This is a genomic window from Achromobacter sp. 1L-A-4-B-C2 (assembly GCF_057291955.1).
The window spans coordinates 728379-744933 of record NZ_JBXAWP010000004.1; the positions used below are offsets into that span (position 1 = coordinate 728379).

Annotated in this window: 14 protein-coding genes; 6 read left to right on the forward strand and 8 right to left on the reverse strand. The window is 63.2% G+C overall.

What is annotated here, in order from left to right; genetic code table 11:
- Positions 1-3: 3 nt before the first annotated feature.
- The 4 genes from AC0Z35_RS21890 to AC0Z35_RS21905 all read right to left on the reverse strand — a co-directional run bounded on the left by AC0Z35_RS21890 (position 4) and on the right by AC0Z35_RS21905 (position 3253).
- Positions 4-738: an amino acid ABC transporter ATP-binding protein gene (locus AC0Z35_RS21890; protein ID WP_046804059.1), complete on the reverse strand. Its 735-nt coding sequence runs from the start codon at positions 736-738 to the stop codon at positions 4-6.
- Positions 739-771: 33 nt separating this feature from the next.
- The gene (locus tag AC0Z35_RS21895) at positions 772-1461 is read right to left on the reverse strand and encodes an amino acid ABC transporter permease (RefSeq protein WP_485132692.1); all 690 of its coding nucleotides are present in this window, start codon (positions 1459-1461) and stop codon (positions 772-774) included.
- 9 nt (positions 1462-1470) lie between these two features.
- Positions 1471-2253, reverse strand: coding sequence for an amino acid ABC transporter permease (locus AC0Z35_RS21900; RefSeq protein WP_046804037.1), 783 nt, complete (start codon positions 2251-2253; stop codon positions 1471-1473).
- Positions 2254-2341: 88 nt separating this feature from the next.
- Positions 2342-3253, reverse strand: a complete 912-nt coding sequence (locus tag AC0Z35_RS21905) for an amino acid ABC transporter substrate-binding protein (protein ID WP_046804060.1) — start codon at positions 3251-3253, stop codon at positions 2342-2344.
- 171 nt (positions 3254-3424) lie between these two features.
- Here AC0Z35_RS21905 and AC0Z35_RS21910 point away from each other — a divergent pair, with 171 nt between their 5' ends.
- Positions 3425-4357 carry a LysR substrate-binding domain-containing protein gene (locus AC0Z35_RS21910; protein WP_082134415.1) on the forward strand — a complete coding sequence of 311 codons (933 nt, stop codon included), beginning with the start codon at positions 3425-3427 and terminating at the stop codon, positions 4355-4357.
- 163 nt (positions 4358-4520) lie between these two features.
- On the opposite strand, the gene AC0Z35_RS21915 is transcribed toward AC0Z35_RS21910, so the two are convergent.
- From AC0Z35_RS21915 to dnaA, 4 genes are all read right to left on the reverse strand, one after another.
- Positions 4521-6539: a WG repeat-containing protein gene (locus AC0Z35_RS21915; protein WP_485132693.1), complete on the reverse strand. Its 2019-nt coding sequence runs from the start codon at positions 6537-6539 to the stop codon at positions 4521-4523.
- 104 nt (positions 6540-6643) lie between these two features.
- Positions 6644-9091, reverse strand: coding sequence for a DNA topoisomerase (ATP-hydrolyzing) subunit B (gene gyrB, locus AC0Z35_RS21920; protein WP_046804040.1), 2448 nt, complete (start codon positions 9089-9091; stop codon positions 6644-6646).
- A gap of 97 nt (positions 9092-9188) precedes the next feature.
- Positions 9189-10298, reverse strand: coding sequence for a DNA polymerase III subunit beta (gene dnaN / locus AC0Z35_RS21925; protein ID WP_006227714.1), 1110 nt, complete (start codon positions 10296-10298; stop codon positions 9189-9191).
- A 2-nt stretch (positions 10299-10300) separates the two neighbouring features.
- Complete coding sequence (gene dnaA, locus AC0Z35_RS21930; protein ID WP_104142377.1) at positions 10301-11758, reverse strand: chromosomal replication initiator protein DnaA; 1458 nt, start codon at positions 11756-11758, stop codon at positions 10301-10303.
- A gap of 405 nt (positions 11759-12163) precedes the next feature.
- Between dnaA and rpmH the strand changes: the two genes are divergently transcribed.
- From rpmH to AC0Z35_RS21955, 5 genes are all read left to right on the forward strand, one after another.
- Positions 12164-12298: a 50S ribosomal protein L34 gene (gene rpmH, locus AC0Z35_RS21935; protein WP_003816025.1), complete on the forward strand. Its 135-nt coding sequence runs from the start codon at positions 12164-12166 to the stop codon at positions 12296-12298.
- Between the two features lie 115 nt (positions 12299-12413).
- A complete protein-coding gene (locus AC0Z35_RS21940) occupies positions 12414-12785 on the forward strand; it encodes a ribonuclease P protein component (RefSeq protein ID WP_046806088.1) in 372 nt (123 codons plus the stop codon).
- Positions 12785-13057 carry a membrane protein insertion efficiency factor YidD gene (gene yidD, locus AC0Z35_RS21945; RefSeq protein WP_485132723.1) on the forward strand — a complete coding sequence of 91 codons (273 nt, stop codon included), beginning with the start codon at positions 12785-12787 and terminating at the stop codon, positions 13055-13057. The genes AC0Z35_RS21940 and yidD overlap by 1 nt, the downstream gene beginning before the upstream one ends.
- Positions 13058-13105: 48 nt before the next feature.
- Positions 13106-14785 carry a membrane protein insertase YidC gene (gene yidC, locus AC0Z35_RS21950; RefSeq protein ID WP_046806087.1) on the forward strand — a complete coding sequence of 560 codons (1680 nt, stop codon included), beginning with the start codon at positions 13106-13108 and terminating at the stop codon, positions 14783-14785.
- A 281-nt stretch (positions 14786-15066) separates the two neighbouring features.
- A complete protein-coding gene (locus tag AC0Z35_RS21955; protein WP_485132694.1) occupies positions 15067-16512 on the forward strand; it encodes a catalase in 1446 nt (481 codons plus the stop codon).
- Positions 16513-16555 lie beyond the last annotated feature (43 nt).

Below are 16555 nucleotides of genomic sequence, written 5' to 3' on the forward strand. Positions count from 1 at the left end.
GAATCAATGCTGCAAAATTTTGGAAAGAAATTGGCGCGTGCGCGGGGCACGCTCCTCGACATTGCCGAAGAATTCGTCCTTGACGCAGTCTTCGACAATCTTGCCGCCGTCCATGAAAATCACACGGTCGGCAACGCGGCGGGCAAACCCCATTTCGTGGGTCACCACCATCATCGTCATGCCTTCGCTGGCCAGGTCCGTCATGACGTCCAACACTTCGTTGACCATCTCGGGGTCCAGCGCCGAGGTGGGTTCGTCGAACAACATGACGACCGGGTCCATCGACAACGCACGCGCAATCGCCACACGTTGTTGCTGGCCGCCCGACAGTTCGCCGGGATGCTTGTCCTTGTGCGCCGACAGGCCCACACGTTCCAGCAGCGTCAGCGCCCGCGCGCGGGCCTCTTGCTTGCCGCGCCCCAGCACCTTGGTCTGGCCCAGGCACAGGTTTTCGGTCACCGACAGATGCGGGAACAACTCAAAGTGCTGGAACACCATGCCGGCCACCGAACGCAGCTTGGGCAGGTTGGTGCGCGGGTCGCCCACCGAAATGCCGTTGACCACGATGTCGCCCTTTTGAAAGGGTTCAAGCGCGTTCACGGTCTTGATCAGCGTGGACTTGCCCGAACCGGACGGCCCGCACACCACCACGACCTCGCCCTTGCCGACTTTCGTCGTGCATTCATCCAGCACCTGAAAGGAGCCGTACCACTTGCTGACCTGGTTGATCTCGATCATCGGGGTATTCGGAAACAGTTGCATCGTTAAACCCTATCGCAGCACGCGGGTGCGCTTTTCCAGCAGTTTGACCAGGCGGGACGCCGTGAAGCAGATCACGAAATACACCACCGCCACGAACAGGTAGAGCTCGACCAGGCGGCCATCGCGCTGGCCGATCTTGGAGGCCGCGCCCAGGAAGTCGGTCAGCGACAGCACGTAGACCAGCGAGGTGTCCTGGAACAGGATGATCACGCGGGTCAGCAGCGCCGGCACCATGTTGCGAAAGGCCTGCGGCAGCACCACATAACGCATGCCTTGCCACGGCGTAAGTCCGATGGCCATGCTGGCCGACACCTGACCACGCGCAATGGACTGGATGCCCGCGCGCATGATTTCGCAGAAGTACGCGGCCTCGAACATCGTGAACGTGATGACCGCGGAATTGAACGCCCCCACGCGCAGCGGCGTCGGCGACCCGACCACCCACGCCGCCATGTACGGCACCAGGAAATAGAACCAGAAGATCACCAGCAAAAGCGGGATGGAACGCATCACGTTGACGTAGATGCCCGCCGGTACCGACAGCAGCTTGAAGCGCGACAGCCGCATCATCGCCAGCACCGTGCCCAGCGCCAGGCCCATCACGGCGGCCAGCGCCGTCAGCGTCAAGGTGAACGTCATGCCCGTCTGGAACAGGTAGGGCAGTGCGGCCCCGATGACGTCGAAATCAAATTTACCCATCGCGATCCCCTACCGGCCCAGGCCGGCGGTATTGACGGCGACCGGGCCGCTCTTGCTGGCCGCGCCGATCAATCCGGGCACCGCGATATGCCGCTCAAGCTGGCGCATGCCCAGCACGACCATGCCGTTGAGGATCAGGTAGATCACCGTCGCGGCGGAAAACGCCTCGAAGATGTGGAAGGTGAATTCCTGCATGGATCGCGCCTGGCCGGTCAGCTCCAGCAGGCCGATGGTCAAGGCCACCGACGAATACTTGATGGTGCCCATGAATTCCGAGGTCAACGGCGGCAGCACGATACGGAACGCCTCGGGCAGGATGATGTAGCGGTACACCTGCACCTCGGTCAGCCCCAGCGCGGTACCCGCCTGGAACTGGCCGCGCGGCAACGACTGGATGCCGGCGCGCAGCTGCTCGGCCACACGAGCCGACCCATAGAAACCCAGGCACAGCACGGCGGGCACAAACTGCCCCCAGGGTTGCGGCATCTGCTTGATCGCCAAGCCCCAGGCATGCGGCAGCAATTCAGGCAGCACGAAGTACCACAGGAACATCTGCACCAGCAGCGGCACGTTGCGAAACAGCTCGACGTAGGTCGCGCCCAACACATTCATCACGCGCGATTGCGCCGTGCGCATCACGCCCAGCCAGGACCCCAGCAACAGCGAAAAGACCCACGCCGTCAGCGCCAGCGCCAGCGTCCAGCCCACGCCGATCAGGATGGTTTCCAGGAAGGTGTGCACGCCGTCCGGCGACATCTCCAGGAAGACGCTCCAACTCCAGTTGTAGTTCATGCCCGTGCCCTAGATGGCGGCGCCGGTCACGGCGCCTTGCCCCAAAACCGCCGCGGGACGCCTGGGCGTCCCGCGGACTACCTGCTGTTTACTCGTACGCCTTGGGGTCACCCGAATCGGTCGGGTTGGCCAGCGCGCGCTTGAGCGCGTCGCTCATCGGGTACTTCAGGTTGATCTGCTTCGGGGGAATCGGCGAATTGAAGTACTTGTCGTAGATGGCGGCGACCTTGCCGGTCTTGATCAGGTCGAGCACGGCATCGTCCACCACCTTCTTGAAGGCGGGGTCATCCTTGGGTTCCATGATGCCGTAGGGCGCCATTTCCAGGCCCTTCTTGCCGATCACGAACGCGTCGGGGTTCTTGGACGAAGCCACGGCGCCGTACGCGATGCCGTCATCGTTGGCCGACCCCGCGGCACGGCCCGATTCCACCATCAGGATGGTTTCGGCGGTGTCCTTGGTGGGCGCCATCGTGATGCCCAGATTGCCCTTGGCGTTCAGCCCGGAGATCAGGCGGAAGGTCTGGCCGCCGGCCTGGGCGGCGATGGTCTTGCCGCGAAACGATTCCAGGTTGTTGGGATCGACGCCGCCATCCTTGCGCGCCACCAGCACCACCTGCGCCACGAAGGTCGTGGGCGCGAACGACACCAGCTTGTGGCGGTCCAGGTTGTTGGTGGTGTTGCCGCATTCCAGGTCGATGGTGCCGTTGGCCAGCAGCGGGATGCGCGTGGCCGAGGTCGTCGGGTTGTAGCGCACGTCCAGCTTGGGCAGCTTCAATGCGGCCTGGATATGCTTGGCCACTTCCTGGCAGATCTCCACCGTGTAGCCGATCGGCTTCTGGTTGCCGTCCAGATACGCAAACGGCACCGAGGTCTCGGGGTGACCCAGGGTGATCACGCCGGTTTCGCGGATCTTGTCCAGGCGGCTGGGGCCTTCGGCGTGGGCGGTGGCCGCGCTGCCCAACAGGGCGGCAGCGACGGAGATCGCGGCAAATGCTTTCATCTGATTCCCTTGGCGCCGTGCAATCGGCGCGTATTTGTATTCACGATCGGCGGCACCGGTTTGGCCGGCGTCCGCCACGTCCCGCGATGAGCCCCGCGGCTGGCAAAAAGTATCAACTAGCAGTATGGTTTTATCCAGTTCCAATCAGGTATTCCTCTATACGGATTTGATATGGCCATTCCACGGATGGGCTTAAGACACATCGAGGCCTTCCGAGCCGTCATGATGACCGGCTCGATGACGGCCGCGGCACGGCGCGTGCACACCTCGCAGCCGCACGTTAGCCGCTTAATAGCGCAATTGGAAGCGATCACCCAGTTTCCCTTGTTCGACCGCAATGGCAGCCGCCTGAGCCCTACGCAAGACGGCTCGCGCTTCTTTCAGGAGGTGGAAAAAACCTTTATCGGCCTGGCCGGGCTGGAGTCGGCGGCGGCCAGCATCCGCTCGTTCAGCGCCAGCCGCCTGAGCGTGGCGGCCATGCCCCGGCTGGCCGGCGGCATGCTGGCGCGCATCGTCGCTGCCTTCAAGACCGAGTACCCGGACGTGATGGTGTCCATCCATTCGGGCAGCGCCAGCGCGGTGCACAACTGGATCAGCTCGGGCTTTTGCGACACGGGGCTGGCGATGCTGTCGGGCGACAGCCCGGGCATCCAGGTCGAACCCGTGCTGACCATGAGCTGCGTGGCGGTGCTGCCCAAGGGGCACCGGCTGACCAAGCTGAAAAAGCTGAAACCCGCCGACTTCGCGGGCGAGCCCTTCATCGCCTTTCCCAGCGCCACGCCGCTGCGCGAGAAGATCGACGCCGTCTTCAAGGCAGCGAAGGTGGAACGGCAGACCGTGGCCGAAGCGGGGCTGGGCTCGTCGGTATGCGCGCTGGTGGGCGCGGGGCTGGGCGTGGCGCTGATCAACCCCTTGGCCGCGCGCGAAGAGTACGAGGCCAACGGCGTGGAAGTGCGCCCGTTCAGCCCGTCGGTGCCGGTGACGGTGGCGCTGCTGTACCCGCCGTATCACACGCGAACGCGGCTGGTCAGCGTGTTTTCACGGTATGCACATCAGTTGATGCAGGAAGAGATGGCGGATCTGAAGGCGCGGCCGGCGCGGTAGTAGGGGCTGTGGAGCGACGCGTGCGGCCAGCGGCGTGCGGCTAGCGGCGTGCGGCTAGCAGCGTGCGGCTAGCGGCGCGCCACTAGCGGCGTGCAGCGTGCGGCATGCGGCCGCGTGCGGCTGCATGGGGGACGCGCGGGGACGCGCGGTGGGCGGCTGAGTGCTACCGCGGCGCTGCTTGGACTCGACCGTCCGCGTGCAGATAACGCATCGTACCGTCGGCATGCATGGCAGGCACGGCCTGACCCTGGCTCCAGCATTGCGCAATCGCGGATGGCACGCCATGCACGCCGTCACCCGTATGCAGGGCCGCCGGCACGCCGATCCACGCATACACCGGTTCATGCAGCCACGCACCGTTCGCGTCGGCGATGCCGATGTGCAGGCCATCCGGGCTGTGCTCGCTGGCTTGTTCGTTGGCGTGTTCCGGCGCTACGGCGCACAGCCAGCCGTAGGTGCCGTTCCACATCAGGCCGAACAGCATCTGCTGCGTGCAGGGCAGTGTCTCGCGCCGCTCGGCCGTGTCGTAAACGCCCTGGAACCATTCATTCCATTCGCCGTGATCCACGCACCGCAGCACGCGTACATAGCGGCCGACCTGGCCTGCGGGGGGTGGCGTGATGTCGGCGGGGTCGGGCGCGGGCAGCCAGATGATGTCGGCCAGATCGGTATACGCCACGGGAACGACGACATCGCCCTGGCCGTCCACGACGCCGCGACGATCGTCATCGGTCAGGACGCGTATGCGCATCTTGCCGCTTATCCACAAGCCGGCAGGATCGGACTCCGTATCCACGGGCGCCAACCCGGCGTACTGGGCATCCAGCACCAGGCGGCCTTGGGCGTCGATCAGACCGCACAGGTCGCCGCGTTGCGTCACATAGGCGTGCAGCGCGTCGTCCCAGTTGATGTCGTCCCACACGGGCGGGCTGGCCCAGGCCCCGCGCCGGTCGATCAGGCCCCAGCATTCGGCTTGAAAGGCCGGCGCCAGACCGCCTGGGGAAAAGTCGCCGGCTGATTCGAAAGCGGCGGGTATCGCCCACGCCCCCGACCTATCCACAAAGCCGATCTGCTCGCCTATCCGCGCCATCGCCAAGCCCTGTGAATAACTCCATACCTCGTCCAGCTGGCACGGCATCAACAGGCGGCCGCTAGTGTCGATCAGACCCAGCTTGTCGTCCTTGAGAACGGCGGCAACGCCGTCTTCAAAACGCCAGATGGAATCGAATTGCGGTGGCACCACCACGCGCCCGTTCTCGCCGCGTCCTTCACGCACGCCCCATAAGTTGTCCACAGCAAAGCGATGCTGGCCATCGCCAAGGTGGGTGTCATGCCGCTTGGCCGGGGAGCCATTGACGGCCCCTTTGTCGTTGTTGTTGTTGTCGTTGTTGTGGTCGTTGTCGTTGTCGTTGTCGTTGTCGTTGTCGTTGTCGTTGTCGTTGGGATCGTGTGCGTCACTAGCGCTGGCTTCATCGTCGCCGTCGTCCGCGCCCTCGTCCTCGTCCTCGTCCTCGTCCTCGTCCCCATCCTCATCGAAATCTTCATAGCGCACCCGCCGGGCGGGCTCTTGCAGGTCGAAGTAGGGATGCGCCAAGCCGCCCAAGCCGACACGCCAGGCCCATCCGGATTCATCGTCGGCGCCCGTTACGCCCAGCAAGCGCAACACTGCCGCGATATCGTCCGCCCGCATGCCGTCCTGCAAAGCCTGCCAATGATCCGCGCACAACGTCCGCGCGTGCGCCAGGTACGCATCCGCGCCATCCGCATGCAGCCATGCCAGCTCATCAAGATTGGCGCTTATCCACAAGCCGGCCACGTCGCCCGGCGCGGCCCCGGCAGCCCGGACCTCCTTGGCAAGCCGCGCATCGATCCGTTCGACCAGGTACGCCACCGCCGCATCCAGCTGCACACAATGGGGCGCATCGCCGCTTGCCGCGTGGCCCCGCACGAAGTCCGCCACCAGGCGCAAGCGATCAAGCCCGGCCTGCGCGGGGGCCGCCAACGCCGCCGTGCCCGCATCGCCAAACACGCGCTGGGACGCATCGGCGGCCCGCAAGGTGCCCTCGGCCAGCAACACCTGCCACAAGGTCGGCAGACTGCCGTTGGCACCGGCAAGCGCTTCTGATGACACCGTGCGACCATCCCGGTCCGCCTGCAACGACAACCACGCGCGATTACCCATACCTGCATCCTTCAAGCACATCGGCCGCGCACCGTCCGCGCGCGACCCGTCAAAAAGAAAGGCCAGCCCTTTCAGGCTGGCCTTGGACTGCCGCTGGCAAACGCTTACGCGTCGATGTTGCCTGCCGACAGCGCATTGCGTTCGATGAACGCGCGGCGCGGTTCCACGTCGTCGCCCATCAGGGTCGTGAAGACCTCGTCCGCCGCGATGGCGTCTTCGATCTGCACGCGCAACAGGCGGCGCACCTTCGGGTCCATCGTGGTTTCCCACAGCTGTTCCGGGTTCATTTCGCCCAGACCCTTGTAGCGCTGCTTCGAGATGCTGCGGTCGGCTTCGCTGCGCAGCCATTGCATGGCTTCGCGGAAGTCAGACACGGTCTGTTCCTTGCGCTTGTCGCCTTCACCGCGCGCGGCCAGCGAACGCGAACCGACCTTGCCCAGGAAGCTCTTGGCGGCCTTGGACAGGATGGCGTAGTCCGAGCCGTTGATGAAGTCGGCGTCGATGATGCTGACGCGCACGTTGCCGTGGTGCATGCGCTGCACCGACAGGCGATGGCGTTCGGTGGCTTCGTCAAATTGCGGCACCACTTCCACGCCGTTGCCGCTGACCGGGTCGCGCATGGCGTCGGCCAGGCGCTTGGCGGAATCGGCGGTGGATTCGGCCGTTTCCAGGTTGATCTCCACGCCTTCGGCCATGGCCGACAGCGCGCCCACGTCGAACACCTTCGACAAACGCGCGATAACGCCGTCGGCCGCCACGTACTGGCTGGCCAGGTCGGTGAGCTCGTCGCCACGGATGATGTTGCCGCCCGAGATGATCTCCGCATCCTTCAACGCCAGTTGCAGCATGAACTGCGCTTCTTCCTGGTCGTCCTTCAGATAGCGTTCTTCGCGGCCAACCTTCACCTTGTACAGCGGCGGTTGGGCGATATACACATAGCCGCGCTGCACCAGCTCGGGCATCTGGCGATACAGCAGCGTCAGCAGCAGGGTGCGGATGTGCGCGCCGTCAACGTCCGCGTCAGTCATGATGATGAGGCGGTGGTAGCGCAGCTTTTCCACGTTGAAATCGGGGCCAATGCTGGTGCCCAGCGCCGTGATCAGCGTCGCGATCTGTTCGCTGGCGATCAGGCGGTCAAAGCGCGCCTTTTCCACGTTCAGCACCTTGCCGCGCAGCGGCAGGATGGCCTGGAACTTGCGGTCGCGGCCTTGCTTGGCCGAGCCGCCTGCGGAGTCACCCTCGACGATGTACAGCTCGCACAGCGCCGGATCTTTTTCCTGGCAGTCCGCCAGCTTGCCGGGCAGGCCCGCGCCTTCCAGCACGCTCTTGCGACGCGTCATTTCGCGCGCCTTGCGCGCGGCTTCACGCGCGCGGGCGGCTTCGACGATCTTGTTGCACAGCGCCTTGGCGTCGTTCGGGTTTTCAAGCAGCCAGGATTCCAGCGTACGGGCCACGGCTTCTTCAACGGCCGGACGCACTTCGCTGGAGACCAGCTTGTCCTTGGTCTGGCTGCTGAACTTGGGCTCGGGCACCTTCACCGACAGCACGCAGGCCAGGCCTTCGCGCATGTCGTCGCCGGACGTTTCAACCTTGGCTTTCTTGGCCAGCTCGTTGTCGGCAATGTACTTGTTGATGATGCGGGTCATTGCCGCGCGCAGGCCGGTCAGGTGCGAACCGCCGTCGCGCTGCGGGATGTTGTTGGTGAAGCACAGCACGCTTTCGCTGTAGCTGTCGTTCCACTGCATCGCCACTTCCACGCCCACCGACACGCCGCCGGCGGCCGACTCGGTGCTGACCGAAAACACGTTCGGGTGCAGTACGGTCTTGGCGCGGTTGATGTATTCAACAAAGCCCTTCACGCCGCCCGAGAACGCAAAGTTCTCTTCCTTGCCCTGACGCTGATCCACCAGGCGGATCTTCACGCCGTTGTTCAGGAACGAGAGCTCGCGCAGGCGCTTGGAAAGGATCTCGTAGTGGTATTCGATGTTGTTGAAGATGACCGGGTCGGCCAGGAAGCGCACTTCCGTGCCGCGCATGTCCGTCGTGCCCGTCACGGCCAGGGGCGCGACCCGCGCGCCTTGGCGGAATTCCATCTGGTGGACCTGGCCGTTGCGGCGGATGGTCAGGCGCAGCCACTCGGACAGAGCGTTCACGCAAGACACGCCCACGCCGTGCAGGCCGCCGGACACCTTGTACGAGTTCTGGTCGAACTTGCCGCCGGCGTGCAGCTCGGTCATGACGATTTCGGCCGCGCTGCGGTGGAATTCGTCGTCCTTGTGGATGTCCGTCGGGATGCCGCGGCCGTTGTCCGTGACCGAGATCGAGTTGTCGGTGTGGATCGTGACGACGATGTCGTCGCAATGGCCGGCCAGGGCTTCGTCGATGGCGTTGTCCACCACCTCGAACACCATATGGTGCAGGCCGGTGCCGTCGGACGTGTCGCCGATATACATGCCGGGGCGCTTGCGCACGGCCTCCAGCCCCTTGAGCATCTTGATCGAGTCAGCGCCGTAGCCGCTGGTCTCGGGAGTGGTGTTCTGCTGATCTGACATGTCTGGTTCGATAACGCTTTAAAGAACGGCCTGGCGGCCGGACCGCCCGCGAGCCCTCAGGCCCGCAAGCGGCACAAACCCACAAGAGGGGTGCGGATCAAATCCGCATGGGCATGACGACGTACTTGAACTGGTCGTCTTCGGGCAGGGTGATGAGCGCCGATGCATTGGCATCGGGCATGACCGACCACTGGATGTTGTCGACTTTCACGTTGGCCAGCACATCAAGCAAATAGCCCACGTTAAAGCCCACGTCCAATGCTTCATGGCCGTAGTCGATGTCGATTTCTTCCTGCGCTTCTTCCTGCTCGGCGTTGGAAGACGAGATCTTCATCTGGTTCTGCGCAAGTTGCAGGCGCACGCCCTTGAACTTGTCGGTGGTCAGGATGGCGGCACGCTGCAGGCTGCCCTGAAGCGCTTCGCGGCCCACCATGAAGTGGCGCGTGTAGTTCGTGGGAATCACACGCGTGAAGTCGGGGAACTTGCCTTCGACCAGCTTGGACACCAGTTCCACGTCGCCGAAGCGAAAGCGGATCTGGCCCGGCGCCACATCAATGGAGACCACTTCGTCGGAGTCTTCCAGCAGGCGCTGCATTTCCAGCACGGTCTTGCGCGGCACGATCACTTCGTGGCGTTCGGCGATGCCGTCGGCTTCCGTCGAGCAATGCGCCAGGCGGTGGCCATCGGTGGCGACGGCGCGCACACGACCCGGTTCAAACACCAGCAGCATGCCGTTCAGGTAGTAACGGATGTCTTGTTGCGCCATGGCGAAGTGCACCATGTTGAACAGATGGCGCAGCGTGCGTTGCGGCATCGTCAGCGAGACGTCCCATTGCTCGGGCTGAGCCACGGTGGGGAACTCGCTGGCGGCCAGCGTCTGCAGCGCGAAGCGGCTCTTGGCCGACTGCACCGACAGCTTATTGCTGGCCAGCGCCAGGCGCACGTCGCCGGTATCCGGCAGCGCTTTCAGGATGTCGAGCAACTTGCGCGCGGCAACCGTGGTGGACTCGTTGTCCTGGCCCACGCCGAAGTCGGCGTGCGTGGTGATCTGTACTTCCAGGTCGGTCGCAATGAAGGCAACCTTGTTGCCTTCCTTGCGCATCAGGATGTTCGCAAGAATGGGCAGGGTATGGCGTCTTTCGACGATGCCCGCCACAGTCGACAGCGGTTTCAGCAATGCATCGCGTGTGGTTTGTACGAGTTGCATGTTCATCCTTTTAGAGTTTGTTCCAACACGTGCAGGGTATGGTTGAGCTCCGCTTGTTTTGCGCGGGCGTCGGAAATCTTGCGTACGGCATGCAGTACGGTGGTGTGATCGCGCCCCCCGAACAGATCACCGATTTCCGGCAGGCTTTTCTGCGTCAGCTCCTTGGCCAGGTACATCGCAACCTGACGCGGCAAGGCGATATTGGCGGGCCGGCGTTTCGAGTACATGTCCGCGACCTTGATCTTGTAGAAATCCGCCACCGTCTTCTGGATGTTTTCCACCGTGATCTGGCCGTTGGACACGGACAGCAGGTCCTTCAGGGCTTCCTTGCAGACATCCACCGTCAGCACGTCGCGACCGTGGAAGCGGGCGTAGGCCAGGACCTTGCGCAGCGCGCCTTCCAGCTCGCGCACGTTGCTGCGCAGATGCTTGGCAATGAAGAACGCCACTTCCTCGGGCATGGGCACGCCTTCGGACTCGGCCTTGCGCAGCAGAATCGCCACGCGCATTTCCAGCTCCGGCGGCTCGATCGCCACCGTCAGGCCGGAGTCAAAGCGCGAGATCAGGCGGCTGTCGATGCCCGACAGTTCCTTGGGGTACGTATCGCTGGTGATGATGATCTGCTTGCGCTGCGCGACCATTGCTTCGAACGCGTAGAAGAATTCTTCCTGCGTGCGGTTCTTGCCGGAGAAGAACTGGATGTCATCGATCAGCAGCAAGTCCAGCGAATGGTAGTAGCGCTTGAAGTCATCGAACGCCTTGCGCTGGTACGCCTTCACCACGTCGGACACGTATTGGTCGGCATGCACATAGCGCACCCGCACGCCGGTACCGGCAGCGACCATCGCGTTGCCGATGGCGTGGATCAAGTGCGTCTTGCCCAGGCCCACGCCGCCATACAGGAACAGCGGGTTATAGGACGTGCCGGGGTTCTCGGCCACCTGCAACGCCGCGGCGCGCGCGAGCTGGTTCGCCTTACCCGTCACGAAGTTCTCGAACGTGAGATCCGTATTCAGGCGCGAACGCTCGTACACGATGTTGGCTGCGTCGGCGTTGACCGCTTGCGCAGCCACCGTGGTGGCGGGGGGGGGAGGGGCGGCCGTAGCCGGGGCCTGCATGGGCGGCGCGCCGCCCGCGGGCTGTGCAGCGGACAGGTGCGATTGGTCGGGCTGCGGTGCACGCACGGGCGCGACCGGCATGCGCGGGGCGGCTCCATGAGAAGGCAACTCGAACAAGACCTGTACCGGTCGCTTGAACCACTCCGCGGCCAACGCTTCGATCTGGTGGGAAAAATTCTTGCGCACCCAATCCAGCTTGAAGCGGTTGGGCGCGGCAACGCGCAGCACCGCCTGCGTTTCGTCGTACGCAAGCGGGACCAGCGGTCGTATCCACGCGCTGATTTGTTGGGGGGGGAGTTCCTGCTCAAGACGACTGACGCAGGTCTGCCAGAATTCTTTCATGTCGCTCTTATTCAAACCTCGATTCTACCTTGCCTGGGCTGGGGTTATCCACAGGGTAGGACATAAGCGTCTACACTGCCCTGGCTTAACTGTTTGACAAGACAGGGAAAACTTGCTGAAATGGTGGGCTTTTCCGAATTCTGTCTGTCAGAAGGTTTCACAGAGAGCTTAGCCGGAGTTGTGGCAAGTACCCTCCTTTCATAGGTTTGGGCGCTTACTGCACTGTCCGGTTTTTAGCTTTGCTGAATAGGTCGCCTGGGGAGAAATCCCTTGTCCAGAGCCCCGTCTATGCGTTGTTTTTTGCACATGTTGCAAAAATGCTCACTAGATACCCGCTTCTGAATCCGCGACCTGGAACCCTCCGGGCAGGTCCCTTCTGACTTTTGTTCTTTTTGTGGATCGTCCATGAAACGTACCTACCAACCTTCCGTCACCCGCCGCAAGCGCACCCATGGCTTTCGCGTGCGCATGAAAACCCGCGCTGGCCGCGCCATCCTGAACGCCCGCCGCGCCAAGGGCCGCAAGCGTCTGGCTGTCTAAGTTCTGGTTTTCCGGTTCCTTTCCGGAAAAACCTGACTATTTGCACGGACCGGCCATATTGCAAGACCTCTCGCAATCTCGTTCTGGTTCCGCGCAAACGCCTGACCCGCAGTCCATGCCGCGCTCCACGCTTCCCCCGGAGGCGCGGCTGCATCGCCCCTCCGAGTTCGCCGCTGCCCTGAAAGGCCGGCGTCTTGCTCGAGGGGCGTTATTCATTGTGACTTCGGCTCCCAATGATCTGCCCCCCGGCCAGGATGCCTGTGCACGACTGGGGCTGATCATCGCCAAGCGCTTCGCCGCCCACGCCAGTACGCGCAACGCCATCAAGCGGGTCATCCGCGAAGCGTTCCGCCACCGGCGTCTGGCGTTGCCGGCCAAGGACTACGTCGTGCGTTTGCATAGCAAAGTCGCGCCCACTTCGCTCACCTCGCTAAAACGCTTGGTCAGAGCCGAAGTGGACGCTCACTTTGAGCGGATCCTGCGATGATTTTCAAAGCACTGCTCATTCTTCCGATCCGGTTCTACAGGTTCTTCCTGAGTCCCTGGATCGGCAGGCAGTGCCGCTTTACCCCCACTTGCTCGGCGTACGCGATTGAAGCAATCGAACGCCATGGCGCCTGGCGCGGCTTTTGGTTGGCGGTCCGGCGCATAGGCCGTTGCCATCCATGGTCGCCCGGCGGCTGGGATCCGGTTCCGCAATCCAAGGGAACCAATGGCCCCGCGTGCTGCTCCCACAGCCACCGCACCGAGCACGATTGACGCTAAACTGGCGGGCTTTGCTGGCCCGTATTCACTTCAGTAGGCACCATGGATATCCGACGAACCGTCCTCTGGATGATTTTTTCCTTTTCGCTGTTGCTCCTCTGGAACAACTGGCAAATCCATAACGGCAAGCCGTCCCTGTTCGGGGGCCCGACGCCCGCGGCCAGCACGGCTGAACCGCAGGCCGGCGCCAATAACGCCACGCCTTCGGTGCCCAGCGCCCCCACATCCACGGCCACCGCGCCGTCGGCCGTGCCCGGCGCCACCGCACCCGCTGCCGCGCGTTCGGAAGAAGTCGTCATCACTACGGACGTGCTGCGCCTGACCTTCGACACCATGGGCGCCCAGTTGGTGCGCGCCGAGCTGCTGAAGTACCCGGCAACCGGCCAGGCCGACAAGCCCACCGTGCTGCTGGACCGTTCGGCTGGCTTGAACTACGTCGTGCAGTCCGGCGTTGTCGGCGCGCCCAATGGCCAGAGCTTCCCCACGCACCAGACGCCTTTCCGCGTCACGTCCACCGAACGCCAGATGACCGGCGACAACCTGGTCGTGTCGTTCGAAGGTGAATCGGGTGGCGTGAAGGTCACCAAGACGTTCACCCTGCACAAGGGCCGCTACGACATTGACGTGCGCCACGACCTGGCCAACGTCGGTTCTGCCCCCGTCACGCCCGCGCTGTACCTGCAGCTGGAACGCGACGGCAACGACCCGGCCGACACGTCCAGCTTCTATCACACGTTCACCGGTTTCGCCGTCTACTCCGAGCAGGACAAGTTCCAGAAGAGCACGTTCAGCGACATCGAGAAGAAAAAGGCCAACTACATCAAGCAGGCGGACAACGGCTGGATCGCTGTGGTGCAGCACTACTTCGCCACTGCCTGGGTGCCGCCGCAAGGCAAGCCGCGTACGAACGAACTGCTGGAAGTCCAGAAGAACCTGTACGCCGCCCGCAGCATTGAAGCCGTTGGCGAAATCGCCCCCGGTTCGGCCTCGCGCGTGGACTCGCACCTGTGGGTCGGTCCGCAAGACCAGAAAGCCATGGCGGCGCTCGCCCCCGGCCTGGAACTGGTGGTCGACTACGGTTGGCTGACCATCATCGCCAAGCCGCTGTTCACGCTGATGACCTGGCTGCACTCGTTGCTGGGCAACTGGGGCTGGACGATCGTGGCGCTGACCGTGCTGATCAAGGCCATCTTCTTCCCGCTGGCCGCCGCAAGCTACCGCTCGATGGCTCGCATGAAGCAAGTGGCTCCGCGCCTGCAAGCCCTGAAGGAAAAGTACGGCGACGACAAGCAAAAGCTGAACGCCGCCATGATGGAGATGTACCGCACCGAAAAGATCAACCCGCTGGGCGGCTGCTTGCCGATGGTGGTGCAGATCCCGGTGTTCATCTCGCTGTACTGGGTGCTGCTGGCCAGCGTAGAAATGCGCGGCGCGCCTTGGATTCTGTGGGTCCATGACCTGTCGATCCGTGACCCGTACTTCATTCTGCCCGCCATCATGATGGCCACCATGTTCCTGCAGATCAAACTGAACCCCACGCCGCCGGACCCCATCCAGGCCAAGGTCATGATGATCATGCCGCTGGTGTTTGGCGGGATGATGTTCTTCTTCCCGGCCGGCCTGGTGCTGTACTGGTGCGTGAACAACACCTTGTCGATCGCGCAGCAGTGGTCCATCACCCGCTCCATGCAGCGCAAGACCGAAGCGGCGGCAAACCGGTAAATCCGATCTGCCTGACCTTTGAAGTCTCAAAAAAACCGGTCCTTGTGGCCGGTTTTTTTTATGCGCCGGGCGTCCCGGCGCCACAGACCGTTCCTGGAGATGAGTCCATAGTCGATAGGTTTTAATAATCGACAATGCTGTTTCAATCAACTTCACAAACGCAACCTTGGCCCCTATGATGTGTCCCACATACTGCCCTGCGCCGCGCGCCGGGCGGTATCCACAACACGGCACGGGCCCGCACCGGCTCGCGCCTCCCAGAATTACGTACGGAGTGTGCTATGACCGACAAGAAGAATCTGACCACCGCCTCAGGCGCCCCGGTGGCAGACAATAACAACACGCTCACCGCCGGCCCGCGCGGCCCCGCGCTGTTGCAGGACTTCTGGCTGATTGAGAAACTGGCCCACTTCGACCGCGAACGCATCCCCGAACGCGTGGTTCACGCCAAGGGCTCCGGCGCCTACGGCACCTTCACCGTCACGCACGACATTTCGCGCTACACGCGCGCCAGCATCTTTTCGCAGGTCGGCAAGCAAACTCCGTTGTTCCTGCGCTTTTCGACCGTGGCCGGCGAACGCGGCGCGGCGGACGCCGAACGCGACGTGCGCGGCTTTGCCATCAAGTTCTACACCGACGAAGGCAACTGGGATCTGGTTGGCAACAACACTCCGGTCTTCTTCATCCGCGACCCGCTGAAGTTTCCCGACTTTATCCACACGCAAAAGCGCGATCCCAAGACCAACCTGCGCAGCGCCACCGCCGCCTGGGATTTCTGGTCGCTCAGCCCCGAATCGCTGCACCAGGTCACCATCCTGATGAGCGACCGCGGCATTCCCGCCAACCTGCGCCAGCAGCACGGCTTTGGCTCGCACACGTTCAGCTTCGTCAACAAGGACGGCGAACGCTTCTACGTGAAGTTCCACTTCAAGTCGCAGCAGGGCGTGGTCTGTATGAGCGACGAAGAAGCCGCCCAGGTCGTTGCGCATGACCGCGAAAGCTCGCAGCGCGATCTGTTCGAGAACATCGAAAACGAGAACTTCCCGAAGTGGACGCTGAAGGTGCAGATCATGCCCGAGGCGGAAGCCGCGACGTATCACATCAACCCGTTCGACCTGACAAAGGTCTGGCCGCATGGCGACTACCCGCTGATTGAAGTGGGCGTGCTGGAACTGAACAAGAACCCCGAAAACTATTTCGCGGAAGTGGAGCAGGCCGCCTTCACGCCGGCCAACATCGTGCCGGGCATCGATTTTTCGCCGGACAAGATGTTGCAGGGACGCCTGTTTTCCTACGGCGACACGCACCGCTACCGCTTGGGGATCAATCACCACCAGATTCCGGTGAACGCACCGCGCTGCCCGTTCCACAGCTTTCACCGCGACGGCGCGGGCCGTGTCGACGGCAACGTGGGCGGCACGCTGAACTACGAGCCCAACAGCGCCGGCGAGTGGAAGGAAACGCCGTCCGCCGGCGAACCGCCGCTGGCACTGGACGGCCAGGCCGCGGCACGTTGGAACCATCGTGTGGATGACGACTACTACTCGCAGCCGGGCAATCTGTTCCGCCTGATGACGCCGGAAAAGCAGGAGCTGCTGTTCGGCAACATCGGCCGCCACATGGCGGGCGTGCCGGAAGAAATCCAGCGCCGTCAGCTGGAACACTTCAAGAAGGCCGATCCGGCCTACGCGGCGGGCGTGGCCAAGGCGCTGGGGCTGACGCTGTAACGCTATAAGGCGATAGAGCGATAAGCCTGTAAGCCCGGCAAGC

Coding starts and splice junctions, on each gene's coding strand:
- AC0Z35_RS21890 (WP_046804059.1), bottom strand. CDS start 738: ATGATCGAGATCAACCAGGTCAGCAAGTGGTACGGCTCCTTTCAGGTG.
- AC0Z35_RS21895 (WP_485132692.1), bottom strand. CDS start 1,461: ATGGGTAAATTTGATTTCGACGTCATCGGGGCCGCACTGCCCTACCTG.
- AC0Z35_RS21900 (WP_046804037.1), bottom strand. CDS start 2,253: ATGAACTACAACTGGAGTTGGAGCGTCTTCCTGGAGATGTCGCCGGAC.
- AC0Z35_RS21905 (WP_046804060.1), bottom strand. CDS start 3,253: ATGAAAGCATTTGCCGCGATCTCCGTCGCTGCCGCCCTGTTGGGCAGC.
- AC0Z35_RS21910 (WP_082134415.1), top strand. CDS start 3,425: ATGGCCATTCCACGGATGGGCTTAAGACACATCGAGGCCTTCCGAGCC.
- AC0Z35_RS21915 (WP_485132693.1), bottom strand. CDS start 6,539: ATGGGTAATCGCGCGTGGTTGTCGTTGCAGGCGGACCGGGATGGTCGC.
- gyrB (WP_046804040.1), bottom strand. CDS start 9,091: ATGTCAGATCAGCAGAACACCACTCCCGAGACCAGCGGCTACGGCGCT.
- dnaN (WP_006227714.1), bottom strand. CDS start 10,298: ATGCAACTCGTACAAACCACACGCGATGCATTGCTGAAACCGCTGTCG.
- dnaA (WP_104142377.1), bottom strand. CDS start 11,758: ATGAAAGAATTCTGGCAGACCTGCGTCAGTCGTCTTGAGCAGGAACTC.
- rpmH (WP_003816025.1), top strand. CDS start 12,164: ATGAAACGTACCTACCAACCTTCCGTCACCCGCCGCAAGCGCACCCAT.
- AC0Z35_RS21940 (WP_046806088.1), top strand. CDS start 12,414: ATGCCGCGCTCCACGCTTCCCCCGGAGGCGCGGCTGCATCGCCCCTCC.
- yidC (WP_046806087.1), top strand. CDS start 13,106: ATGGATATCCGACGAACCGTCCTCTGGATGATTTTTTCCTTTTCGCTG.
- AC0Z35_RS21955 (WP_485132694.1), top strand. CDS start 15,067: ATGACCGACAAGAAGAATCTGACCACCGCCTCAGGCGCCCCGGTGGCA.